Source organism: Verrucomicrobiia bacterium (assembly GCA_035765895.1).
In the GTDB taxonomy this organism is placed as follows: domain Bacteria; phylum Verrucomicrobiota; class Verrucomicrobiia; order Limisphaerales; family DSYF01; genus DSYF01.
The window spans coordinates 15,665-40,152 of record DASTWL010000089.1 but is presented as its reverse complement, the minus strand read 5'-3'; the positions used below and the strand labels follow the sequence as shown (position 1 = coordinate 40,152).

Annotated in this window: 17 protein-coding genes; 12 read left to right on the top strand and 5 right to left on the bottom strand. The window is 63.1% G+C overall.

The features are described 5' to 3' along the window. Positions 1–2: 2 nt before the first annotated feature. From dnaG to VFV96_17455, 3 genes are all read left to right on the top strand, one after another. Complete coding sequence (dnaG, locus tag VFV96_17465) at positions 3–1,814, top strand: DNA primase (protein HEU5072196.1); 1,812 nt, start codon at positions 3–5, stop codon at positions 1,812–1,814. 98 nt (positions 1,815–1,912) lie between these two features. After that, complete coding sequence (locus tag VFV96_17460) at positions 1,913–2,596, top strand: hypothetical protein (GenBank protein ID HEU5072195.1); 684 nt, start codon at positions 1,913–1,915, stop codon at positions 2,594–2,596. 74 nt (positions 2,597–2,670) lie between these two features. Then, positions 2,671–4,179, top strand: a complete 1,509-nt coding sequence (locus VFV96_17455; GenBank protein HEU5072194.1) for a flippase activity-associated protein Agl23 — start codon at positions 2,671–2,673, stop codon at positions 4,177–4,179. Positions 4,180–4,210: 31 nt separating this feature from the next. Here VFV96_17455 and VFV96_17450 read toward each other — a convergent pair whose 3' ends face one another. Then, positions 4,211–4,618, bottom strand: coding sequence for a c-type cytochrome domain-containing protein (locus VFV96_17450; protein HEU5072193.1), 408 nt, complete (start codon positions 4,616–4,618; stop codon positions 4,211–4,213). Positions 4,619–4,724: 106 nt separating this feature from the next. On the opposite strand from VFV96_17450, the gene VFV96_17445 reads away from it, so the two are divergent. From VFV96_17445 to VFV96_17430, 4 genes are all read left to right on the top strand, one after another. Then, on the top strand, positions 4,725–5,606 hold the full coding sequence (locus VFV96_17445; protein HEU5072192.1) for a prephenate dehydrogenase: 882 nt from the start codon (positions 4,725–4,727) through the stop codon (positions 5,604–5,606). Positions 5,607–5,615: 9 nt separating this feature from the next. After that, positions 5,616–6,887: a 3-phosphoshikimate 1-carboxyvinyltransferase gene (locus VFV96_17440; GenBank protein ID HEU5072191.1), complete on the top strand. Its 1,272-nt coding sequence runs from the start codon at positions 5,616–5,618 to the stop codon at positions 6,885–6,887. Between the two features lie 95 nt (positions 6,888–6,982). Next, the gene (cmk, locus tag VFV96_17435) at positions 6,983–7,642 is read left to right on the top strand and encodes a (d)CMP kinase (GenBank protein HEU5072190.1); all 660 of its coding nucleotides are present in this window, start codon (positions 6,983–6,985) and stop codon (positions 7,640–7,642) included. A 9-nt stretch (positions 7,643–7,651) separates the two neighbouring features. Further along, complete coding sequence (locus VFV96_17430; protein HEU5072189.1) at positions 7,652–8,305, top strand: lysophospholipid acyltransferase family protein; 654 nt, start codon at positions 7,652–7,654, stop codon at positions 8,303–8,305. Between the two features lie 61 nt (positions 8,306–8,366). On the opposite strand, the gene VFV96_17425 is transcribed toward VFV96_17430, so the two are convergent. The 4 genes from VFV96_17425 to VFV96_17410 form a co-directional block, all read right to left on the bottom strand. Next, positions 8,367–8,699, bottom strand: a complete 333-nt coding sequence (locus VFV96_17425; GenBank protein ID HEU5072188.1) for a DUF4404 family protein — start codon at positions 8,697–8,699, stop codon at positions 8,367–8,369. 113 nt (positions 8,700–8,812) lie between these two features. Continuing rightward, positions 8,813–9,250: a hypothetical protein gene (locus tag VFV96_17420; GenBank protein ID HEU5072187.1), complete on the bottom strand. Its 438-nt coding sequence runs from the start codon at positions 9,248–9,250 to the stop codon at positions 8,813–8,815. Between the two features lie 17 nt (positions 9,251–9,267). Further along, the gene (locus tag VFV96_17415; protein HEU5072186.1) at positions 9,268–9,675 is read right to left on the bottom strand and encodes a hypothetical protein; all 408 of its coding nucleotides are present in this window, start codon (positions 9,673–9,675) and stop codon (positions 9,268–9,270) included. Then, the gene (locus tag VFV96_17410) at positions 9,675–10,559 is read right to left on the bottom strand and encodes a hypothetical protein (GenBank protein ID HEU5072185.1); all 885 of its coding nucleotides are present in this window, start codon (positions 10,557–10,559) and stop codon (positions 9,675–9,677) included. The genes VFV96_17415 and VFV96_17410 overlap by 1 nt, the downstream gene beginning before the upstream one ends. A 191-nt stretch (positions 10,560–10,750) precedes the next feature. Between VFV96_17410 and VFV96_17405 the strand changes: the two genes are divergently transcribed. The 5 genes from VFV96_17405 to VFV96_17385 all read left to right on the top strand — a co-directional run bounded on the left by VFV96_17405 (position 10,751) and on the right by VFV96_17385 (position 24,469). After that, positions 10,751–13,555, top strand: coding sequence for a glycoside hydrolase family 2 TIM barrel-domain containing protein (locus tag VFV96_17405; protein HEU5072184.1), 2,805 nt, complete (start codon positions 10,751–10,753; stop codon positions 13,553–13,555). Positions 13,556–13,574: 19 nt separating this feature from the next. Beyond that, positions 13,575–13,952 carry a TIM barrel protein gene (locus VFV96_17400; GenBank protein HEU5072183.1) on the top strand — a complete coding sequence of 126 codons (378 nt, stop codon included), beginning with the start codon at positions 13,575–13,577 and terminating at the stop codon, positions 13,950–13,952. A gap of 368 nt (positions 13,953–14,320) precedes the next feature. Continuing rightward, positions 14,321–15,385 carry a hypothetical protein gene (locus VFV96_17395; protein HEU5072182.1) on the top strand — a complete coding sequence of 355 codons (1,065 nt, stop codon included), beginning with the start codon at positions 14,321–14,323 and terminating at the stop codon, positions 15,383–15,385. 34 nt (positions 15,386–15,419) lie between these two features. Next, complete coding sequence (locus VFV96_17390; protein ID HEU5072181.1) at positions 15,420–16,793, top strand: aconitase family protein; 1,374 nt, start codon at positions 15,420–15,422, stop codon at positions 16,791–16,793. Between the two features lie 467 nt (positions 16,794–17,260). Then, entirely contained in the window at positions 17,261–24,469 is a 7,209-nt protein-coding gene (locus tag VFV96_17385; protein HEU5072180.1) for a lamin tail domain-containing protein, read from the top strand. Positions 24,470–24,488: the final 19 nt, after the last annotated feature.

Here is a 24,488-nt window from a genome sequence, read left to right as displayed (position 1 = left end):
GCGTGGCTGGCTTCATCGCAGAGAGCACCCGGGAACAGATTCGCGCCGCGAGTGACATCGTGGACGTGATCGGCTCCTACATTCCGCTCAAGCGGGCCGGCGCGAACTTCGTGGCGCTCTGCCCGTTTCACAAGGAGAAGTCGCCCAGCTTCAACGTCAATCCCTCGCGGCAAATCTTCCACTGCTTCGGCTGCCACAAGGGTGGTGACGTCTTCACCTTCGTCAAGGAGTTCGAGAACATCACGTTCGTCGAGGCCGTGAAGCGGCTGGCCGACCGTGCCAAGATTCCGCTCGAACTCGAAAAGGACGGCGCGGGCGCGCAGGTCCGGCTTCTCAAGGACACGCTGCTCCAGATTCACGAGCAAATCACCCAACGCTGGCAGGCCGCGCTGGCCAACGACGCCAACGGCCAGATCGCCCGGGACTACCTCGCCAAACGCGGCGTGTCGGCGGAGGCGATAAAACTGTTCCGGCTCGGCTACGCGCCGGATGCCTGGGACGACACGGTCAACTGGGCGAAGAGCAAAGGCTATGATCTGGCCGACGTGGAAAAGGCCGGACTGGTCATCCGCAAGGAGGAAACCGACCGCCATTACGACCGCTTCCGGGGCCGGCTCATGTTTCCCATCTGCGACGAGCAGGGCCGGGTCATCGGCTTCAGCGGCCGCGTGCTGGCGGGCGACGAAAAAACGGCGAAATACGTCAACTCGCCCGAAACGCCAATCTTCACCAAGAGCAAAGTCTTCTTCGGGCTCGACAAATCCAAGCGGGCGATTCTGGACGCCGGATACGCCATTGTGTGCGAAGGCCAGCTTGACCTGATCGCCAGCTTCATGGCGGGCGGCCAGAACATCGTGGCGCCGCAAGGCACCGCGTTCACGATGGAGCACGCCCGGATTCTCAAGCGTTACGTGAACGAGGTGGTGTTGTGCTTTGATTCGGACAACGCCGGCCAGAATGCGGCGGTGCGTTCCCTGGATGCACTGTTGGGATCGGGACTGGCGGTGCGGGTGGCGGTGGTGCCGTCGCCGCACGATCCGGACAGCTTCATCAAGGAGCAGGGGGGCGACGCCTTTCGCACGCTGATTCAATCCGCCCGCGGCTTCTTTGATTATTATCTCGACCGGCTTTGTGCCGGGAACGACGCGACGAGCGACAAGGGGCGGCTGAACATTTTGCGCAGCATGGCGGAGGCGCTGCACAAAACCGGCAACGCCGTGATCATCGATGCCTTTGCGCAAAAAACGGCGCTGCGGCTCGGCGTCATGCCGGAAGCGGTGCGGGCGGAATTCAAGAAGGCCGGTCGGGCGCGAACTTCGCTGTCGTCCGCGGTGGAACCGGAGGAGGAAACGGACGAGTCAGCCGCGGTCGTCAGCAAACCACCGCTGACCGAGGCGTGGTTGCTGAAACTGCTGTTGCTGCACGATGCCCTGGTGCCGTGGGCCATCGAGCATTTGGCCCCGGAATGGATCGAACATGCCGCGGCCCGGAGCATAGTGGAATGGCGGTTTGCGGCGGAGCGCGAAGGCCGTTGGCAGGGCGTGGCTGCGATGCTTGATGCCTTCGAGGCGCCGGAGGTCAAAAGTCTCATCACCGAAGCGGCCACAACGGAGCGGCCCCTCCCGAATCCGGCCATTCAACTGGCCGACGTCGCCTCCCGCCTGCGCAACCTGCACATCGACGCGCATCGCGCCACGCTGCGGCAGCGGTTGCACGCGCCGGACACCTCCGACGCAGCACGCGCCGATTTGCTGCGCGAGGACCATGAATTGCGCCTGTTGAAGCAGGCGCCCATTCCGCCGCCGGCCGTTTGACAGGAAAAGGTTCGAACATTTCCGCCGGGCGGGCGTCCAAAATTCGCAAACCGGGCTTTGATTTTCCGGCTCCGGCTGGCAAACATTCGTGACCGAACATGAAAATGCTGAAACCAACCTGTTGGATGACTGCCGCGGTGCTCGCCGTGGCCGCGCTGCCTCAAATCACCCGCGCCGCGGAGGATCTCGTTCCGCTGCCGCTGAAACTGCCCGCCCCGGCCTTCAAGGGCACCCCCAAGGAACTTCCCGAGGGCATGGACGTCGAGCCGCTTTCGGACAAGCCGCGCCCGCCCCTGATGGTGCCGGCCGGGTGCGTGAACCTGGCTGCCGGCATCAAGCCGACCAGCAGCGACGCCAACGCCTCGGCGGCCAAGCTGGCCAAAATCACCGATGGCAACAAGGAAGCCTACGAGGAACAAATCGTCCTGTTGCGCAAAGGGGTGCAATACGTCCAAATCGACCTGAAGCAGCCGTCGGAAGTTTACGCGATCGTGCTCTGGCATGCGTTCGATTCCAGCAAGGTCTATCGCGACGTCGTGGTGCAGATTGCCGATGATGCGGCCTTCACCAAAAATGTCCGCACGGTTTTCAACAACGACAAGGCCAACAACGATGGCTTGGGCGCGGGCAAGGACCGCCAGTATTTTGAAACCCACGAAGGCAAATTGATCGCCGTCAAGGGCGAGAAGGCGGCGGCCGTCCGGCTTTACAGCCGCGGCAGCACGGAGAGCGCCCTGAACGAATACACGGAAGTTGAGGTCTGGGGCAAACCCGCTCAATGAACGGCGCGTTTGGCGTTTCGGGTCCAGCCGGTTCGGGCCGCGCTGGCGCGGAGCGCCAAACCCGCGTTTGGTGGTTGGTATTTCTGCTGACGGTGGCTTTGGCGGCCGCCTTGCGCCTGCCTGAGCTTGGGCTCCGCCCGATGCACAACGATGAGGCCGTCAACGCCCTCAAATTCGGCGCGCTCTGGGAACACGGCGAATACCGTTACGATCCGCAGGAATATCACGGTCCCACGCTGCCTTATTTCACGGCGGCTTTGGGCTGGCTGACCGCCGCGCCGGACTTTCAACATTACTCCGCTGCCCGCCTGCGCCTCGTCACGGCGCTGGCGGGTGTGGCGTTGGTGGTGCTCCTGCCGCTGTTGCGGGACGGATTGGGGCGTGCTGCGGTGCTGGGCGCGGCGGGTTTCACCGCGTTGTCCCCTGCGCTCGTGTTCTACAGCCGTTACTGGATTCACGAGGAACTGCTCGTCCTGTTCACGCTGCTGACGATCGCGGCGGCGTGGCGTTGGTGGCGCGACCGCTCCTGGAGCTGGGCCGCGCTGACGGGGTTGGGGCTGGGGTTGATGCAGGCGACCAAGGAGACGTTTGTGTTCGCGGTGGCTGCCGCGTTGGGAGCGCTGTTCCTGAACTGGCTGTGGCTGCGGTTCACGGGGCTCAAGCCGGGGCGATGTTCACTGCCGCTCGCTCATGTGAGCCTGGCCGTCGGGGTCTGGCTGCTGGTTTGGCTGGTGTTTTTTACGTCCTTCTTCTCCCACGCCGGCGGCCTGGCGGATTCGCTGCGCACCTACGCGCTCTGGTTTCAACAGGCCAAAGGTGAATCACCGCACGCGCATCCGTGGTCGTTCTACTTCGCCCGGCTATTTTGGTTTCATCCGGCGGGAGGGCCGTTCTGGTCCGAAGGGCTGCTGCTGGTCCTGGGGTTGGTTGGGGCGTGGGACGGTTTTCGTTCCATGCCGCGGAGCGGAGCCCGGCCGGAACTGATTCGCTTTTTGGCCGGCTTCACCGTGCTGTTGGCCGGCAGCTACACGGTGATTCCCTACAAGACGCCGTGGTGCGCGCTCGGCTTTCTGCACGGGTTGGTGATGCTGGCGGGCGCCGGGGCGGCGGCGTTGTGGCAGGTGAGCCGCCGGGTCGGGTCGCGCGTTGCTGTGGCGCTGTTGCTCGGCGCGGGGGCGACGCATTTGGGCTGGGAGGCATGGCGGGCGAGTTTTCCCATGTGCGCCGAGCGGACCAATCCGTGGGTTTATGCGCAGACTTCGCCTGATTTGCTGGAACTCATGGAGCAGGTCAACGCGGTGGCGGCGCTGGCGCAGGGCCCGAACACGGTGATTGGGGTGGTCGCGCGGGAAGGGGACTACTGGCCGTTGCCCTGGTATTTGCGCAGTTACCAACACGTTGGCTGGTGGGCGCAGGTGCCGGCCAATCTGGCAGCACCGGTGGTGATTGCTTCCGCAGGATTAAAGCTGCCCGAGGACGTCAAAGAATCACACGTCATGGCTGGCTATTTTCAACTTCGTCCCGGCGTCTTCCTGGAACTGCACGTCGAGCACCAGCTGTGGGAAAAATACGTGGCCCGTTGACCGTGAACCGGGATGGAACGCCGCGCACCGCTTACTTGGCGCCTTGATCGATCCAGGCGCGAATCAGGGCCACCTGTTCCACGGTAAGGGGCTTGCCTTTGTCGATGGGCGGCATCCAGTCGTCTTCGTCGCCCACGCGCGCCACGTTGGTGACGAGGATGCTCAGGGCGCTCTTGCCCACTTCGAACACCGGTCCGTCTTCGCTGCCCTTTAGCGCGCCTTCGCGGCTGTCGAGTCGGAGTTCGGCCTTTTGCTTGTCGGCACCGTGACATTTGATGCAGGCGGCATCGAAAATGGGCTTGATGTCGGTCGCGAACGTGACGTCCTGCTTGGCAGCGGGCGGCGGAATGGTGCCCGGCGTGACGGCAGCTTCGGACTGGCGGGTGCAGCTGGTCAAAATGGCCGTGGCGGCGACGGCAATGAACAGCAGAATGCGCATGGTCAATTTTCTTAAATGCCGGGCAATTTGGACGCGGACCGGCGTGCAGACAAGGAGAGTTTGCGTTTTCGCTTGGGCGGGTTGAAGCCTCCGCTATCTTCCCCGCGTGCATTGGAAAAAGGTCACCATTGTGGGTGTTGGCCTGCTGGGCGGCTCGCTTGGCCAGGCGCTTCGCCAACGCCGCCTCGCGGAGCGGGTAGTGGGGTGCGTGCGCCGGCGGGCAAGCATCGCCGAGTGCCGCCGTGTCGGCGCGGTGGACGAAGCAACCACGGATTTCGCCGCGGGCGTGGCCGGCGCGGATCTGGTAGTGTTGTGCACCCCCATTGCGCAGATGCCCTTTGTTCTGGAGCCGCTCATCCCACATCTCCGGCCCGGCGCCATCATCACCGACGTCGGCAGTGTCAAAGGGGAAGTGGTTCGTCAGCTCGAACCCATTGCGGCCCGGGCGCGTGCCCATTTCGTGGGGAGTCATCCCATGGCCGGTTCCGAAAAAATGGGCGTGTCCGCGGCGCGTCCCGATCTTTATTCCGGCGCGGTCTGCGTGGTGACGCCAACGCCCAAATCCAACCGTCGCGCTGTGCGGGCTGTGACGGAGCTGTGGGCCGGTCTCGATGCCCGGGTGTTGAAACTGGCGCCGGCGGTGCATGACCAGCTCGTTGCCCGTTCCAGTCATTTGCCGCATTTGCTGGCCTGCCAGCTGGTGAACTACACGCTTGGTCACAGTGCCGCGGCGCAGCCGCTGCTCTGCGCGACCGGCTTCCGCGACACGACGCGCATCGCGTCCGGCTCGCCCGAAATGTGGCGCGACATCGCCGTGACCAACCGCACCAATCTGGCGCGCAGCCTGCGCGAGTTCATGACCGAACTGCGCCGTTTGCAGCGCGCCGTTCAGGCCGGTGACGAAAAAGCGCTGGCCGATTTTTTTGACCTGGCCAAGCAGCGGCGCGACGCGTGGTGCAACCGGGCCGGCCACACTTCGCCCGAGTAACCGTTGCCCATGGCGCTGCCTGACCTCATCGAAATCGTGCCCCGCGCCCGGCCGGCGCGGGCGGAAATCACCGTGCCCGGTTCCAAGAGCATCACCAATCGCGCGCTCATTCTCGCGGCGCTGGCCGATGGCGAGACGGTGTTGCGCGGCGCGTTGTGGAGCGAAGACACACAGATCATGGTCGAGTGTCTGCAGGAACTCGGTTTCATGGTGAACGTGGCGCCGGACCCGGCCGATTCCTGCAACCGGACGATTGCCGTCTATGGCAAGGGCGGCCGGATTCCGCCGGGCGGGGCGCCGGGGCAGCCGGTGGAATTGTTTGTCGGCAATGCCGGCACAGCCGCGCGATTCCTGGCGGCCTTCGTTTGCCTGGGGCGGGGCGGATATCGCCTGCACGGTGTTCCGCGCATGCACGAACGGCCGCAGGCGGCGTTGTTCGCCGCGTTGCGTGAACTCGGCTACCGCGTGGAATCAGCAAACGACAAATTGCCGGCGCTGATTTTTGGCGGTGAGCAGGAGACGCGTCTGTTGCCCCGCCAATGCCGGGTCAGCGTGGCGGAAAGCTCGCAATTCGCCTCGGCACTCCTGCTGGCGGCCGGAAATGGCGGTTGGGAAATCGAAGTCACGGGCGCGAATGCGGATGAGCTGCCGTATGTGGAAATGACCCGCGAACTTGTGAAGACATTCCCGCGCCGTGGCGGCGAATTTCAGATCGAGCCGGACGCGTCGAGCGGAAGTTATTTTTGGGCAGTGCCCGGTTGCCGGGTGGCGCACTGGCCGGTTTCGCGGTGGCAGATTGACGCCGAGTTTCCCCAATTCCTGCCGCTGCCGGAAAACGTCTCCCGCCGGACGCAACTGGGCGACAGCATCATGACGGCCATTGTGCTGGCGCCGTTCGCGGACCGGCCCGTGCGGTTCACCGACCTCGGCCGCCTCCGCGTGCAGGAATGCGAGCGCGTCGTCGCTTTGCGCACCGAGCTGACCAAATGCGGTGCCAAGGTCGTCGAGGAAGGCGACACGCTGACGGTTTATCCGGCCAAGCCCGGGGAATTTCACGGCGCGGATATTGAAACCTACAACGACCACCGGATGGCGATGTGTTTTGCCGTGCTCGGCTTGCGGGTGCCGGGCATCCGGTTGCGCAACCCGGCTTGCGTGAAGAAGACCTTTCCCAATTTTTTCCAGAAGCTCTCCGCCCCGCCGCCACACGGTTTGGGCGCGACGATTTTGGATGCGCAGACCGGCCGGGCCCTGGCGCCGGAAGATTTGTTCGCCGCCTGAGACCGCGACTGGTCAAGCGGCGGGCAGGTTTGTAAACTGACCGCGTCACGATGGTTGAACCGGACCACCGACACTTGGACCCAGAAGCTGACACTTTGAAAACACCCATTGTCATTGCCATTGACGGCACGAGCGCCAGCGGCAAGAGCACCAACGCCAAGCTCATCGCCAAAGCGCTCGACTACGTTTATGTCGACACCGGCGCAATGTATCGCACGCTGGCGTGGCATTGCTTGAAGCAGGGCGTGGACGTGCACGATCCGAAGGCGGTTGCGAACGCGTGCCGGCGCTGGAAGACCCAGTTGTGCTGCATTGACGGCGACCTCAAGGCCGTCCGGCTGCTGGTGGACAGTCACTATCCGGAAAAGGAAATCCGCACCAAGGAAACGGCGGCAGCGGTGCCGCACGTGGCCGCCGTGCCGAAGGTGCGCGAGTGGATGAAGAAAACGCAGCGGGCGTGCATCCAATTCGGCAACTTGGTGATGGAAGGCCGCGACATCGGCACGAACGTGTTTCCGGAAACCGATTTCAAGTTCTACCTCGACGCGAGCCTGTCCGAGCGCACGCGGCGGCGCGAGGCGGACGGCGTGAAGGAGGATCTGGCGGCGCGTGATCAGCGCGACAGCCAGCGGGCCGCGGCGCCGCTGATGATCGCATTGGGCGCGCGCATCATCAACAACTCCGGCGAAACGCCGCAACAGACGAGCAACCGGATCATCGGCATGATCCGCGAGATCATGCCGATGATCCGCTGACTGGCGGCCATGAACCCGTCCTATTTCATCGGCTGGTGCCTGTTCCGGTTCGTTTACGCCACCTACTTTCGCTGGCGGGTGTATCATCCGGAGCGCGTGCCGCTCACCGGACCGGTGATCCTGGCCTCAAATCATCTCAGCTTTCTCGACCCGCCACTTGTGGGATCCGGCGTGAAGCGCGGCATCAATTACATGGCCCGCAAAACGTTGTTCCGCTACCCGGGCATTGGCGCGTTGCTGCGTTCGTGGAATGCCGTTCCGGTGGATCGCGACGGCGGCAGCGCCGCGGGCTTGAAGGAGATTCTCGACCGGCTCAAACGCGGTGGCGCCATCATCATGTTTCCTGAGGGGACGCGCTCGCTGGACGGCCGGTTGCAGCCGGCGCGCTCAGGCATCGGTCTGGCCATCATCAAGTCCACCGCACCCGTGGTGCCGGTGCGCGTGTTTGGCACCTTTGAGGCGTATGGTAAAAGCGTCCGTTTTCCGCGCCCGCACCGGATTGCGGTGAAATACGGCGAGCCAATGTTGTTTGCGGCGGCGCGCGCTGAGGCGAAGACGTGCTCCAAGGACCGGTTGAAGCAGATTTACCAGGAAGTGGCGGATGAACTCATGGCTGCGATTACGGCGCTGCAGCCGTGTCGCGACAAGCAGCGGTTTCCGTAAGCTCGTGTCATTCGTCCGGCAACGATTCAACCAGGCAGGCAATCACTCATTGAGCCATCGCTCAAATTCCCAGGTTCGACAACGTCTGGCTGATGGCGTTGACCACCTGCACCAGCCGGGGATGTGATTGTTCGAAGCCCTGCACGGACGAGCGCAGGCCCTGCAGCGACAAATCCTGCAACTGCTGGTTCCGCGCGTGCCGGGTGGCTTCCAGGGTGGACACTTCGGTGAAGCGGGCGATGCTCTGGGCGTCCTCGGCGTGCGTGCGGGAAAGCTGCGAAACTTCCGCCTTCAACGTGCCCAGCAGCGTCAGCAGTTCGGCCTTGCGCTCCGGCGAAATCGCGCCCGCATCGCGCAGTTGCGCTTCCAGTTTGGAAATCGTGTCGTCAATCATGGCTTGAACTTGTCGTTCCGGCCTCAAGCTACGCCGGTTCACCAAACGTCACAAGCGGATGCTGCGCCCGCCCGCGAGCGACGATTGATTGAAACGGCGGCTGCCGGTCGAATTCAAACGGACCGGGCGGCGTCGGGTGACGTTGCGGACAGCGTTTTGCGCTTTTCCAACCAGCCCCAGATGGTCCATTCGCGTTTGGCGTGTTCATCGGTCGGGCAGCACCAGCTGGCGAGGTAGCCCACCAGTTGCACCAAGACGTGGCCGACCACGCCGATCATCACGCCTGGGAGTTTGCAGTTGAAGCGGCCCAGGTCGAGCATCTGACTTTTTCCGCTGGTCAACGTGGCCCACGCCGTGAAGAGCAGATTGGCGGTGATGCCGATCCAGAGGCCCTGGCGGTTGGCCCGCCGGCTGAGGAAGGACAACAGGAACAGTCCCGCCAGTCCGCCTGAGATGATCGAGGACACGGCGTAGTAAAGCGACAGGACACGTTCTCCGCGCAACGCGATGACCACCGCAATGCTGACGGCCGTGAGCCCGCAGACGCCCACGATGATTTTCCCCGCTTTCAGTGCTCGCGATCCGGGGCGTGGGGCCGCAGTTTGCGGTAATAATCCTCCACGCCCACGGCCGAGAGGCAGTTGAGGTCCGAGGACAGGGTGGACATGCCGGCGGCGAACAGTGCGGCCATGAACAGACCCGTCACGCCAGCAGGAATCTTGGTGGTCAGAAAGTAGGGAAAGACCTTGTCGGCCCTGTCGATATAGGCCGGAAACACCTCCCCGGACAACTGGTAATAGCACCAGACCAGGTTGCCGATCAGCATGAACAACGTCCACACCGGCACGCACAAGGCGGCGCCCAGTGCGACGCCTTTGAGCGCGTCGCGGTCGGATTTGGCGACGAGGTAGCGTTGCACGAGCGTCTGGTCGGAGCTGTATTTTTGCAGATGCCAGAAGAATCCGCAGAGCGACATCACCCAGATGCTGCTCTTGCGGGTGAAGTCCAGGTCCGTCGTGCCGAGGCTGAACTTGCTTTTTTCCCAGGCGAGGTGAAACGCCGCGGAAGGTCCCCCGGCATCAGATGGCAGAGGAAGCCAATCACCACTCCCAGGCCGGCCACCATGATGATGCCCTGCACCACGTCCGTCCAAATCACCGCCTCCAGTCCGCCCACCAGCGTGTAGAGCACCGTCAGCACGCCGACGACGAGAATGACCACGAAAATGTTCCAGCCGGTCATGCTGTTGATCGTGAGCGCCATCAGGTAAAGCACGAAACCCATCTTGGAAAAATGTCCTGCTGTGAACGCGAGCGCGCTGTAAGCCCGGGCCCCGTAGCCGAAGCGGTGTCCGAAGTATTCGTAGGCGCTCATTCCGACCGCGTGCCGGAAGAAGGGGATGATGATGGTGCCGACGAGCGGACGGTTGTAAACGCCGGTCAAGGCGCGGCAGCCGGCCATACCAAACTTTGGCCCGCGAAAATGCTCCCCAAACGATGCGGGCACTTGAAGGTCCGTCAGCTTGAGCCCGGAGAATTGCGAAAGCTCGTAGAGGTTGCCCTGAATCGTCGAAACGAGCGTGGGCAGGTTGTAGCCCATGTTTTCCAGCGACCAGGAAACGACGACCTTGGCGCGTTGGATTTTGCCGGAACCGCCGCGGCAGCCGGGAAGCGCGGGGCTCGTGACGCTTACGAGCGGCGTGATTTTCTCCACACGCGCGGCGAAGCGTTGCTTGAGTTCTGCGGTTTCGCCGGGCACTTCCACGAACGTGCCGGAAGATTGTTCGCCCGCGAGCACCGCGGCGGCCTGCTCGACGGCCAGTGGTGTCTCAATGCGATACGTGGCGAAGATGCGTTCCATGGATGCAGTCAAGCGTAGTGGCGCGCGGCTTCGGGCAACCATGGAAAAAGCGGTTCAGAACTTGTGTTTTCGAACGGCCGCGAACGGACGGTCAAGTGGCGGCGAAGGGTGTGCGAAAGCATAAAAGTGCATTTCTTTCGGCCATTTCGCGGTTTGTCGCTGGGGCGGGGTGTGGTTACGATGGCGGCACCATGATCCAGTTGCCCTCACGCCTGGCCACCCTTGTGCTGCTGGCCGCCTCCACCAACGCCCTTCACGCGGCGCCCGTCGAGACCGGGCGCCTTTATCTCTCCGGTCGCGACAAGGACAATACGGTCCCCTGGCGCTTCTTGTGCACGAGCGGCGCACACTCGGGAGTCTGGACGAATCTGCCCGTGCCGTCGCAGTGGGACGTCAAGGGTTTCGGCACCTTGACCTATCACAAGGATGCGACGAACGCCTGGAATGAACACGGACTATACGAGCACGACTTCACCGTGCCGGCCGGCTGGACCGGCAAACGCGTCTTTCTCGTGTTCGAGGGTGTGATGACCGACACGAGCGCAAAGCTGAATGGCGAGTCCGTCGGGCCGACGCACCAGGGCGGGTTCTATCGGTTCAAATACGAGGTGACGAAGCTGGTGAAGCCTGGCGCGACGAACCATTTGGAGGTGGACGTGGCACGGCATTCGGCGAACGAATCCGTGAACAAGGCCGAACGGCTGGCGGATTACTGGGTGTTCGCGGGCATCTACCGGCCCGTGTATCTCGAAGCGGTGCCACAGCAGTTCATCTCTCGCGTGGCGATTGATGCCAAGGCGGATGGGCGTTTTTCGGCCAAAGCTTTCTTCAATGGGCTCACCAACGCTTGGAATGCCGAGGCCCAAATCCAGACGCTCGATGGCAAAGACGTTGGCGAACCTTTTGAGGCTCCCATCGCCGCCGCTGGCATGGGCGACGATTATGCGCAACTCACGACGCAAATTTCATCGCCCAAACAATGGACCGCCGAGACGCCGAATCTTTATCAGGTCGAAGTGCGGCTCAAGCGTGGCAACGAGACGATCCACACCTGCAAACAACGCTTCGGCTTCCGCACGTTCGAGGTGCGCGATGGCGACGGGCTGTATCTCAACGGAAAGAAGATCATCCTCAAGGGCGTGAACCGGCATTCGTTCTGGCCGGACTCGGGTCGCTGCCTGAGCGAGGCGGTGCACCGGCTCGACATCGAGACCATCAAGGACATGAACGGCAACGCCGTCCGCATGTCGCATTATCCGCCGGACGTGGAGTTCCTCGACCTCTGCGACGAACTCGGCCTCTACGTGCTCGACGAACTCGCGGGCTGGCAAAATCACTACGACAACGAGGTTGGCCCCAAACTTGTCCGCGAAATGGTGACGCGCGACGTGAACCACCCGAGCATCATTTTCTGGGACAATGGCAACGAGGGCGGTTTCAACACCAACCTCGACCGGCTGTTTGGGGCGTATGACCCGCAGCAACGGCGGGTGCTGCATCCGTGGGCGATTTTCAGCGGCCTCAACACCGCACATTACCTCGCTTACGACAAAGCCGAGGTCGCGGCGCGCGGCGAGCCGATGAATTTCAACATGGGCAAGAAGCTGGAGATGTTGAACACGAATTATCCCGGCGGTCTCATCTACCTGCCGACGGAATTCATCCACGGGCTTTACGACGGCGGCGCGGCGGCGGGGCTGGCGGATTACTGGAGCATGATGATGAGCCACCCGAACTGCGCGGGCGGCTTCATCTGGGCGTTTGCCGACGAGGGCATCCGGCGTCCGGACACGGGCGAGATTGACACGGCGGGCAACCAGGCGCCGGACGGCATCGTCGGCCCGTATCGCGAACGCGAGGGGAGCTTCTATGCGATCAAACAACTGTGGTCGCCGATTCAGATTCTGGAGACAAACCTGCCCGTAAATTTCGATGGCACGCTGACGGTGGAAAACCATTTTGACTTTACCGATGCGAAACAATGCAAGTTTACCTGGCAGCTGCGTCGTTTCATTCCGCCGGCACTTGCGGGTTCGAGTGTGGAAACGATCAGCGCCGAGGGTGTCGCGCGAGTGTCCGGCATTCCACCAGGTGGTCGCGGCCAGCTGCATTTGGATCTGCCGGAGAATTTCTGGCACACAGCAGACGTGACGGAAGGCGGTTTTCTGGCCGTGCGAGTGGTGGGGCCGAACGGATGGGAGTTGCATACTTACGTCTGGCCACTAAAGCGACGAGACATGCTGGCGAAGGATGTTCCCGTCATTGCCCGGACAGATTTCGACGGTGTGTTGCGCGCCACGAATGAGTTGAGGGGAAACGGTATCGTAGCGCGCATTGAGAATGGCATGTTGGTATATGTCGAGCGCGGTGGGAGGCGGTTTACGCTTTCTAGCGGTCCCCAGGTGGCGGCGACCGGTTCCATCCTTAAGAGAGTGACGTGGCGATTGCGTGGGGACGGTTGGCTGTGCTGCGATTATGAATACACCGCCACCGGCAGGAACGACGCCATCGGCGTGTTTTTCGATTACCCGGAGCAGCTCGTGAAGCGCAAACGCTGGCTGGGCGACGGGCCGTATCGCGTCTGGAAGAACCGCCTCGGCGGCGGCACGCTCGGCGTCTGGGAGAACGATTACAACGACACCATCACCGGCTATCGCGGCTGGGTGTATCCCGAGTTCAAGGGCTTCTTCGCCAACGTGCGCTGGCTGCAATTGGAGACGACCGAGGGCCTGATCACCGTGGTGCCGGAGAACATCCCGTTCGTGCAGGTGCTCACGCCCGAGTTTCCGCCCAAGAACCTGGTCGGCCACGCCTACGCTAACGTGCCGCAGTGCGGGCTGGGTTTCCTGCATGCGATTCCGCCGATTGGCACCAAGTTCAAACCGGCGGACACGACGGGGCCTCAAGGCCAGCCGAACGTCGGGCAGGGCGAGTATTCCGGCACGGTAAGCTTTTATTTTGGCCGGCTGCCGGGAGGCCGTCCGCCCGGTTTTTGATGGGCAATAAATCACAGGCTTGGCGTCTAAAGTGCAGGTGGCCGGCAAAATTGCCGCCGCTGCCGACGAAGTAAAGCTGCTGGCCGACGTGGGTTCGCCCGGCGTGAAAAGCTATTTCAACTTTGCCAACGCCGCCAAATTCGGCCGCGACATTCCGACCGAACTGCGCAGGCTGGGCAGGGACCGTATTTGCCAGTTTCACTGCACCAACGAGGATGGCGTGTGGCTGGAGAACGATCCGCAGATCGATTTGCCCAGGATCAAGCAGACGCTGGACGCGCTCGGCTGGCGCGGCTGGCTGGTGGCTGAGCGCTCGTGCGACAAGCACGATCCGCGGAATGTGAAACGCAACTTCGGCGCGAACACGGAATATTTGAAGAAGATTTTCCAGGGATGATGACGAGCTTGAAGGAAATGAAGGCGATTGGTGAAACGGCCTCCCTCCCGCCCCTCTCCCCAAGGAGAGGGGGAATCATTCGCCGGCTTCTGGTGAATTACAGCCGCCGGTGTTGGCGCGGTGCGCTTCATAATTTTCCGGGCCGTTTTGCGGTTGCGATGATTGCAGTGCTGGTGTTTTCGGTTTGCGCTGGTTGTCGCATGGTCGGTGAAACCCACCCCTAGCCCCTCCAAGGAGGGGAGCGGCGGCACTGGGCGGGCGCGGTTGCCAATGAATCCCTGGCGCTCACCGTTTTTCGCCCCGCAAAGCTCAGCACGAATGCATCGGCGCGGGTCATCTTCTATCTCCAGAATCTCGCGACGCCGCGCATGGGAATGGAAAGCGATGCCCGCATCCTGCACGACTTCCGGGACGCGGGCTATCTGGTCGTGACCGTGGACTTTGGCGGGCGCACAAACGCCCGGATGCCCTTCATCAATCGCGATCTGGCCAGGCTGCGCGATGCGGTTCTCGCGAAGAAGCTGCTCGGCGATTTCAACGTGGACCTGGCGCACGTGTTCCTGGTGCCGGCCGGATGCCGGTTGAAGCGCGATGTCGTTTTCTACCGCGACCCAGGCCGGACGCTGGCCATGGACATCATTTATCCGTCATGGCCTCGACAGCCTGTGGGAACGGTGCTGGAGTTTTCCTGCGACAACAAGGATCGCTTCGGCAACTTCTCACTTTCGGTGTGCAGCGACACGCTACTCGATGCGTTTGCGACGGAGGGCTTCGCGGTGGCGATGGCGGATCATCCCGTGCCGCCGCCTTACAAGGGGCTCGACCCGATGCCGGACTGCGCGTGGAAGATCAAGGCTGCCGTGCGCACCTTGCGGGCGCAGGGTGAGTCGCTCGGGTTGAATGGGCGCATCGTGCCGGTGGGTTTTTCCCGGGGAAGCGGCATGGCGTTGATGCTGGTGACCACGGAGGGCCTGCCGGAGTTTGAGGGGCACGGCGAACATCCGGGCGTCAGCAGTGCGGTGCAGGGGGCCGTGGTGATGTCCGGTCGGTTCACCTATCTGGATCTGCTGCCGGATAATCACATGCTGCCGCGCTATGCGACGGCGTGGGGTGAACACGATGCCAACTTGGATGTTTGGCGACGCGAGGGCGCGCTTGATTACCTGACCCGGCCGACATTGCCGCTGTTCCTGACCATCAATTGCAGCGAGTCGCCGGATGCGTTGCACCAGATGACCGTGCTCCGGAGGCGCCTGGCGGATTTGGGCAACGACGAGATTTTTCACCTGGACCGCGAGCCGCGCGGCCACAAGGTGACGTTGGATCCGCAAATCCTGGCCAGCATGGCGGCCTACGTGCGCCGGCAAATCCCCGGTCGGGCGCGGGTTTGGCCGGATTTGCGGTCCTTCGACCGGCTGCCGGTCACGTATTGAACTTGGCGCGGTCCTCGGATACGTTCTGCGGACTATGACGTTGACTGAAAAGTTGCTCGCCCGTGCGGCGGGCAAGGCCAAGGTGGAAGCCGGCGAAAACATCTGGGTGAACGCTGACGTGCTGATGACGCACGATGTGTGCGGCCCCGGCACCATTGGCGTGTTCAAACGGGAGTTCGGCAAGACCGCCAAGGTTTGGGACCGCCAGAAGGTGGTCATCATTCCCGACCACTACATTTTCACGGCCGATTCGCGGTCCAACCGCAACGTGGACATCCTGCGCGAGTTCGCCCGGGAGCAGGGGCTGCCCTACTTTTACGACGTGATTGACGATCCGAACGGCACCTGGAAATTCGATGCCACCAAGGGCAACCTCAAGCGGCAATACGGCGCGAACTACGCGGGCGTCTGTCACACCGCGTTGCCGGCCAAGGGCCACACGCGTCCGGGCGAAGTGCTCTTCGGCACCGATTCCCACACCTGCATGGCGGGCGCGTTCAACCAGTTCGCCACCGGCATCGGGAACACGGACGCCGGCTTTGTCCTGGGCACGGGCAAGCTGTTGATCAAGGTTCCGGAGACGATGCATTTCCGATTGGAAGGGAAATTGCAGCCGGGCGTGATGGCAAAGGATGTCATCCTGCATTGCATCGGCGAAATCGGTTTTGACGGAGCCACCTATCGCGCGATGCAATTTGACGGTCCGGGCGTGGCGAGCCTTTCCATGGACGACCGCATGACGATTGCGAACATGGCCATCGAGGCGGGCGGCAAGAACGGCATCTTCCCCTTCGACGCGCGCACGGCGGAATACGTTGATGCGCGGACCAGGTTGAACGGCACGAAGGCGAATTATGAACCCGTGGCGGCCGACGCCGACCAGAAGTTCGTTTACGAACTTGTGGTGGACCTCGACAAGCTTGAGCCCACCGTGGCCTGCCATCCTGATCCGGGCCAGCGCAAGAAGGCCCGAGAGATGGGCCACATGAAACTCGACCGCGCGTATGTCGGCTCCTGCACGGGCGGCAAAACCAGCGACTTTGTCGAATTCGCCCGCGTGCTGCGCGGCCGGAAGGTGAGCATCGACACCTTCGGGGTGCCGGCCACGCCCGACATCGTGCATGAATTGCAGTCCACGCGTTGGGGTGACAAGACCATCTGGCAAATCCTCGAGGACGCCGGCGTGCGCATGACGGAAAACGCCGGTTGTGCCGCGTGCCTGGGCGGTCCGGTGGACACCTTCGGCCGCATCAATCAGGCGGGGCTCAAGTGCATCAGCGCCACCAACCGCAACTTCCCCGGCCGCATGGGCGACAAGGAATCGCAGGTGTTCCTCGCCAGTCCGGCCACCGTGGCCGCCAGTGCCATCGCGGGCAAGATCGTGGATCCGCGCGACTACCTGAGCTGAAGGGCCATGTTTTAATCCGCCCGTCCGGCTTCGGCCGGACGGGCTTTTTTGTTTATCGATGTTTGCGCGCCGGTCCCCAAGTTGGCAACCGGATAAATCCAACGCCCGGACTCCCGCCTACCACTCTTGTGCGACTTGCATGGGGTGGGTTTATTCTTAGCCTTACGTATTCTGCAAACTTCCACCCATGCGTCCTTTGCCGTTGCGACGTGTCGGGCGTGCGGGGGAAGCTGTCCAAGCTGGGGCAGGCCCGCACGGGGGTTGCGGAGGGCGGGCTTGGGAGTGTGAATCCTCCCCGCCAGAACATTGTCGCCATGGAATCGAATCTCTCTTCACGTCGGGGATGGCGTTGGTTCAGCCTCATTGCTTTTGTTGCCGCAATGCCCCTTTGCCGTGCGCAGTTTGTGGCGTTCAACGACCATGCGCCCGCAAGTGGCACAGCGACGAATGTGACCACTTGGAACATCATGGGCAATACTCCTGGCAGCAGCGGTGCGTTGAAGGATGTCGATTCCGGCGCGGCGCTGCCGGTGAGCGTCGTCATCACGAGCGCCGGCAGCGTCAGCGGCGCACCCGCGGCGGCCAATCCGAATCCCGGCACACCCTTGTATGACGCCTTCAATGGTTACGTGGACTTTGCGGGTGCCGGCGCATCCGATGCCATCGTCCAGGTTCCGGCCGGAGCCTTCGTCACTTACACGATTACGGGCTTGGACCCGACAAAAGTTTACAGCTTGAAAGGCGGCGTGGTGCGCGGCGGCGCCACCTATACCAATCGCTGGTCCTTGTTTCAAATCGACGGTGCGACGTCGTTTGTCAGTGCCCACGCAGGCGGCTTTACGGCAGGGCTGGCCGCGAATCAAGTGGCCATCAACACGGGAGTCAACACCGACGGCGCGATGGTGGATTGGGAGGAGATTGTGCCGTCGGCGGCGGGTTCGTTCAGCGTGACGACGCGGCAATACACCAATGGTCTGCCGGGCGGCGGCGTGGCCAACGGCGTTTACGGCTACGCGTTGGGTGGTTTCCGGCTGGAGGAGTTTAATCCGACGAACCAGCGGCCCGTGGCCGTCACCGGCTTCAATCGTGATGTGGTGGTGGAGAAGGGCGCGGTCGGGCCGCCTTACGACGCGGCGGCGATGGAGTTGAATCCCGGAGAAGGGCGGGCCTTTTACCAGAAGGGACTGGCTGGGACGAGTTACGGGCTGCCACTTTCGGGGAGCTTTCTCAGTGCAACCGGCGACGACACCGTTTTTCAATTTTCATCCTTCACCGCGAGCAACGCGCTGGTGTTGAGCAGCGCCACCGGCAGCACCAGCGGCACGCTGGAACTGATCAAGCCGGCGGTTTATGACCGCATTTCCGTCCTGGCCAATTCAGCCAGCGCTTCATCGAGCAGCGCGGGCACCTGGACGCTGACCTTTGCAGACGGCAGCACCGTGGTGACCAATTATCGCGCGCCGGACTGGTTCAATAATTCCGGTTACGCCCTCGGTGGTGTTGAGCGCATCACGCTTTCCTCCGGTGCCACGCAAGGTGCGCCGGACAATCCGCGCTTCTATCCGACCACGATCAATCTGGCGGCGCTTTTGGGGCCGACCAACAAACCACTGACCCGCCTCACCTTCAGTCGGGCCTCATCGGCGCAATCGACCGGAATATACGCGGTCAGCGGTCAGCCGGCGCAGGCGTTTCCGCCCTTCGTCCTGACGCAGCCAGCCGACCAGACCGTTGATGAACTGGCGTCCGCAACCTTTGCCGTGGCGGTGACCGGCAACCCGGCGCCCGCCGTGCAATGGTATAAGAACGATGCGCTCCTCCCGGGCGCGACGAACCTGAATTACACGATTCCGGCGGCGTTGCTGGCCGACGACGGCGCGCGCTTTGCCGTCGTGGCGGCCAATGTCGTCAGCAACCTTCCTTACGCGGCCACCAGCCACGTGGCCACGTTGTTCGTCATGGCGGACACCCGTGCGCCTTCGCTCGTGGCCGCGCAGTCGCTTGGGTTGAATCAGGTGGAGGCGCGTTTTTCGGAACGCCTCGTGCCGGCGACGGCGATGCAACTGGCAAACTTTGCGTTGGCGGGGCCGGCGGGCGCGGTGGCCATTTCCGGAGCGGCCTTGGATGCGTCGCAAAGCAATGTGGTTTTGAGTGTCGCCGTCCCGACCGACGGGGCGCCCTACGTGCTGACGGTGAATCATCTCACCGATCAATCGGCGGCGGCCAACGAGATCGCGCCCAACTCACAGGCCGGCTTCAACGCGAGTGTCTTTCAGCCGCAGGCCATCGGTGCGCCGGTGGTGGCGGGACTTCAATCCGGCCAGACCAACGGCTTGGATCTGACGGCCGGCGGTGCCGGGGTGGGCGGCACCAATGACCAGGCCCAGTTCAGTTACCTGTTCAAGAATGGCGATTTCGACGTGGCAGTGCGGCTGGATGCGTTGGCGTTCGTCAATGCCTGGTCCGAGGCCGGCTTGATGGCGCGGGAAGCGCTGGCTCCGGGGGCGCGTTTTGTTGCCGCACTGGCCACGCCAAGCATCAGCGGCGCATTTTTTGAGGCGCGCACAGCCAGCAACAGCGCGACGATGCGGACGGGTTCCGTGCCGGTCAATTATCCCAACACCTGGCTGCGTTTGAAACGCGCCGGTGACACATTCACGGGCTACGCGGGTTTTGATGGCGAGAACTGGACCCAAACCGGCACCGCCAGTTTGAGCCTGCCGGCGACCCTTTATTTCGGCCTGTTCGCGGCCAGTGATGATACGAATGCGTCAACGACGGTGCGGTTCCGCGACCTGGCCGCCGTGACGAATGCCGGCCCGAATGTCGTGGTGGTGGGTGAAGTGCCGGGTCCGTCCAGCCAGCGCACGGGGCTGGTCATTTCGGAAATCATGTATCATCCGACGAACAGCGCGCTCGAATTTGTGGAACTGTGCAACACGCGCGGTGAACCTCAAAGCCTGGGCGGTTACTCGCTGGCGGGCGACCTCAATTACACGTTTCCGCCGGGCACGCTGCTCGCCGGCGGCGCCTGTCTGGTCGTGGCCAAGTCGCCCTCGGAGCTGGCCGCGGCATACGGGCTCAGCAACGTGTTCGGTCCGTTCACGGGCAGCCTTCCCAACAGCGAAGGCACGGTGCGTTTGCTCAATCAAGCGGGTGGCGTGTTTCTCGAGGTGGAATATTCGGACCGCGCGCCGTGGCCGGTGGCGGCGGATGGTGCGGGGCATTCGTTGGTGCTGGCGCGGCCGTCGTATGGCGAGAACGACCCGCAGGCCTGGGCTGCGAGCGATTCCGTGGGCGGATCGCCCGGCCGGCTGGATCCCGTCACACCCGATCCGTTGCGTCCGGTGGTCATCAATGAATTTCTGGCGCACGGCGTCGCGCAGACGCAGTTCATCGAGCTTTACAATCGCGGGGCGGTTTCGCTCGACCTTTCCGGGTGTTCGCTCGGTTGCGACTCGCAGACCAATGAGCTGGTGCTCCCTTCCGGAACGATCATTCCGGCCCACGGCTGGCTGTCTTTCAACGAAGCCCAACTGGGGTTTGCCCTCGCGGCGGCGGGGGACACGATTTACCTCCACAACCCCGGCCGGACGCGGGTGCTTGACGCGGTGCGCTTTGACGCGCAACAAACAGACGTGGCAACCGGCCGGCAGCCGGACGGCGTCGAACGATTCAGCCCGCTGGCGACGGCCTCTCCGGGCACGCTCAACAGCGGTCCGCAGGCGGCACCGGTGGTCATCAACGAAATCATGTATGCGCCCATCACGCTGGATGACGACGACCAATACATCGAGCTCTGCAACCGCAGCTTCAATCCGGTGGATCTCAGCGGCTGGCGATTTGTGAGCGGGATCAGCTTTGCGTTTTCCAATGGCACCGTCCTGCCGGCGGGCGGCTATCTGGTCGTGGCGCGCAACGCCGCGCATTTGCAGGCCACGCATCCCTATCTCACCACCGCCACGCTGGCCGGCAGTTTCAGCGGCTCGCTGGCGCACAAGGGGGAACGGCTCGCGCTCGCCCGGACCGACACGTTGATCACCACCAACGGCAGTGGTGAAGCGGTGACGAACGTGATTTATCCGGTCGAAAACGAACTGACCTACGGCATCGGGGGCCGCTGGGGACGGTGGGCGCACAAGGACGGCAGCAGTCTGGAACTGATTGATCCCCGGGCCGACAATTCGCTCGCGCCCAACTGGCAGGATAGCGATGAATCGCACAAGGCCGCGTGGACCAGCGTCACGGCGACGGGGGTGCTGGACAATTCCACTTACGGCACCGCGGCCGACGAGCTGCAGATTCTCCTGCAAGGCGCCGGCGAGTGTCTGGTGGACGATGTGCAGGTGCTGGACGCGGGCGGAACCAATCACCTTGCCAACTCGACGTTTGAATCCGGCGCCAGCGGTTGGACCGCGGAAGGCACCGAATCCCAATCCGGCCTCGAAACGGGGGAAGGTTACCACAGCAGCCAGTCCTATCACATCCGGGCGGTGGACCGCGGTGACAACCAGGTCAACCGTGTTCGCATCGCCGTCAACCCGCCGCTGCCGACCAATTCGTTGGCCACCATCCAGGCCCAAGTGCGCTGGCTGACGGGGCATCCCGAAGTGCTGCTGCGATTGCGTGGCAACTGGCTGGAATGCGTGGGTGAAATGAACCTGCCCGCGTCGCCGGGCACGCCGCGGCTGCCGAACAGCCGCTACGTGACCAACGCACCGCCGGCCATCACGGAGGTCCACCCCGCGCCCGTGCTGCCGCAAGCTGGCGAACCGATTGTGGTGACGGCCCGCATCAGCGATGTCGATGGTTTGGGAACCTTGAGCCTGAAGTATCGGCTCGATCCCGGCGCGGTTTATTCCACGGTGTCCATGGACAGCAACGGCGACGGCACCTTCCGCGCCATCATCCCGGGCCAGGCCGCGGGAACCCTGATCGCCTTTTACCTCGAGGCGACGGATGGCGCAGTCCAGCCGGTGACCGCCCGGTTTCCCGCGAATGCGCCCAGCCGCGAGTGCCTGGTGCGCGTGGGCGAAGTTCAGCCAACGGGAAATCTGCCCGTCTATCGCATTTGGATGACGCAGGCGACGCTCAATGCCTGGAGCAGCCGGAACAAGGCCGACAACACGCCGTTTGACGTGACGTTTGTTTTGAATGACAGCCGGGTGATTTACAACACCGGGGCGCGTTACGCCGGCAGCCCCTACATCGCGCCCGGTTACGATTCACCCACGGGCAAGGCCTGCGGTTACAGCGTGGAATTTCCCGACGACGATCTGTTCCTCGGTGCCAACGAGCTGGTGCTCGACTGGCCGGGCGGTCACGGCAGCGAAACCACGGCCTTACAGGAGCAAATGGGCTACTGGATCGCCGATCAGTTGAACCTGCCCTTCAGTCACCGGCACACCATCCGGCTGCATGTCAATGGCGTGACGGATGAGGCGCGGCACCTCACGTTTGAGGCAGTGATGCAGCCGGGCGGCGATTTCCTGGATGAATGGTCGCCGGACGAAACCGACGGCGCCTTTTACAAGGTGGAGCGCGCCTTTGAATTCGGCGACGCCGGCAATCTCGTGGCGGATCCGCAGCCGCGCCTGCAGCCCTACCTTACCACTGGCGGGCTCAAGAAAACCGCGCGTTACCGTTGGAACTGGCTGTTCCGCGCGGCCGACCGCGTGAATGACTTTTCGCATCTGTTCGACCTCGTCGATGCCTTCAACGCGGCGCAGCCCGAGCCTTACACCAGCGACGTCACCAGCCTGGTGGACGTGGAGGAATGGATGCGCATCTTTGCCACCGAGCACATCATTGTGAATTTCGATTCGTGGGGTCATCAAATCGGCAAGAACATGTATCTATTCCAGTCCACCAGCGGGAAGGCGAAGCTCTTCATGTTCGATCTCGACTGGCTCATGCTTGCGGCCGCCCAGCAGAACGCCGGTTACGCGCCTGATAGCGCGCCGCTGTTCAATTCGGAAGATCCAACCCTCACGCGCTTCTACGCGTTTCCGCCCTTTGCCCGGGCCTATTGGCGGGCCATCGAGGACGCCGTGAACGGTCCGCTGGCGCCGGAGCACTGCGACCCGGTCATTGATGCGAAATCGCAGGCGCTGTTTGCCAACGGCATTCAATGGTGTGATGGACAACCTTTGACGGACGCGACGGTGGTCAAGCACTGGTTCAGCCAGCGCCGTGGTTTTCTCCAGTCGCAACTGGCCGGGGTGGCGGCGCCGTTCGGTGTCGATCCATCCGTCACGGTATCCAACAATCTCGAAACCCTCACCGGCACGGCGCCCGTAGGCGTGACAACCATCCGGTTCGGCGATGCCGTCGTGCCGGTTACATGGACCAGCCTGACAAACTGGACCGCGACCATCACGTTGCAGCCGGGCACCAATCAGGTCAGCATCACGGGCTACGATTTGCGCAACACGGAGGTTCCGGGCGCCACGACGACGGTGACGACCACCTATCAGGGCGACACCAACGGGCCGTTGCCGTTTGAGGCGGGTAATCTCGCCGTGCTGCGGGTGGGCGACGGCACCGAAACGCTCGGCAGCCACGGCAATTCCGTCTTCATCGACCAGTTCACCACCAACGGCGTGCGGGTGGACTCCCATGCCGTTCCCAACAACGCCACGAACGCGTTCATCATCAGCGGCAGCGCCTCCTCCGAAGGCGCACTCACGCGTTCGGCGGATGGCCGTTTGCTGGTGCTGGCGGGTTACCACCTCAACCTCGCCGACGCCGCGGTGCTTGCCTCGTCATTGGCCAATGCGGACGCCGTCACCGTGCCACGTGCGCTGGGCGTCATGGACGCCGCTGGGGGCTTTGCACTGGTGGGAGTCACCACCAATCAATATGGCGGGAACAACATGCGCTCCGGCACCACGGACGGCCTTGGCAACTACTGGGGCGCAGGTGCGGCCAGCGGCACCTGTTATTTCGGTGACGGTCCGCCGGCCGTGATCCAAACCGCGGTAAAAAACACGGCCGTGGTGCACATGTCGGGCGGTAACCTCTATTTCAGCACCAGCAAAACGACGCCGGGGCTGTGGCGCATTTCAGGCGCTCCCACCGTTGCGGCCACGCCCGAACTCCTGTTCAGTTCGCCAACCGGGAAACCGTATGCATTCGCCTTCAATCAGGAGTTCACGACTGCCTATGTGGCGGACGACACCGTCGGCGATCTGGGCGGCCTTCAACGATGGGATTTCACGAATGGTGCCTGGTCGCTGAGCTATGCCTTCGCCGGCGTGACGAACCGGGGTGCCCGCGGGCTGGCGGTGGATTTCTCGGGCGCGCGGCCGGTGCTGTTTGCGACCACGGCCGAGGATGCCGGCAACCAGTTGATTTCCCTCACGGACAATGGCGCGCTGTCGCCCGTCGTGATCCTGGCCACGGCGGGCCCCGGGCAATTGTTTCGGGGCGTGGCCCTCGCTCCTGTTGCGGAACGCGCACCCAAATTGTTTGCGGCCACGCCGGGTTCGAACGGATTCAACCTGGCCTGGACGACGCGGCTGAACCGGACTTACGACCTGCAATACACCGATGATTTGGCGGCGCCGAACTGGCAGGTGCTGACGAACGGCGTGGCCACCGGGCCGGTCCTGCGCGCAGTCGACGTTTCGGCGCCGGCGTCGGCCCGTTTTTACCGGGTGCGCCTCGCGCCGTAACCAGGATGCGGCGCGCGCT

What these genes read in the sequence shown, in the direction of transcription:
- VFV96_17410 (HEU5072185.1), bottom strand. Translation starts at nt 10,559, where the DNA reads ATGGAACGCATCTTCGCCACGTATCGCATTGAGACACCACTGGCCGTC.
- VFV96_17425 (HEU5072188.1), bottom strand. Translation starts at nt 8,699, where the DNA reads ATGATTGACGACACGATTTCCAAACTGGAAGCGCAACTGCGCGATGCG.
- VFV96_17440 (HEU5072191.1), top strand. Translation starts at nt 5,616, where the DNA reads ATGGCGCTGCCTGACCTCATCGAAATCGTGCCCCGCGCCCGGCCGGCG.
- VFV96_17430 (HEU5072189.1), top strand. Translation starts at nt 7,652, where the DNA reads ATGAACCCGTCCTATTTCATCGGCTGGTGCCTGTTCCGGTTCGTTTAC.
- VFV96_17385 (HEU5072180.1), top strand. Translation starts at nt 17,261, where the DNA reads ATGGGCAATACTCCTGGCAGCAGCGGTGCGTTGAAGGATGTCGATTCC.
- VFV96_17405 (HEU5072184.1), top strand. Translation starts at nt 10,751, where the DNA reads ATGATCCAGTTGCCCTCACGCCTGGCCACCCTTGTGCTGCTGGCCGCC.
- VFV96_17460 (HEU5072195.1), top strand. Translation starts at nt 1,913, where the DNA reads ATGAAAATGCTGAAACCAACCTGTTGGATGACTGCCGCGGTGCTCGCC.
- VFV96_17415 (HEU5072186.1), bottom strand. Translation starts at nt 9,675, where the DNA reads ATGTCGCTCTGCGGATTCTTCTGGCATCTGCAAAAATACAGCTCCGAC.
- VFV96_17390 (HEU5072181.1), top strand. Translation starts at nt 15,420, where the DNA reads ATGACGTTGACTGAAAAGTTGCTCGCCCGTGCGGCGGGCAAGGCCAAG.
- VFV96_17450 (HEU5072193.1), bottom strand. Translation starts at nt 4,618, where the DNA reads ATGCGCATTCTGCTGTTCATTGCCGTCGCCGCCACGGCCATTTTGACC.
- VFV96_17395 (HEU5072182.1), top strand. Translation starts at nt 14,321, where the DNA reads ATGGGAATGGAAAGCGATGCCCGCATCCTGCACGACTTCCGGGACGCG.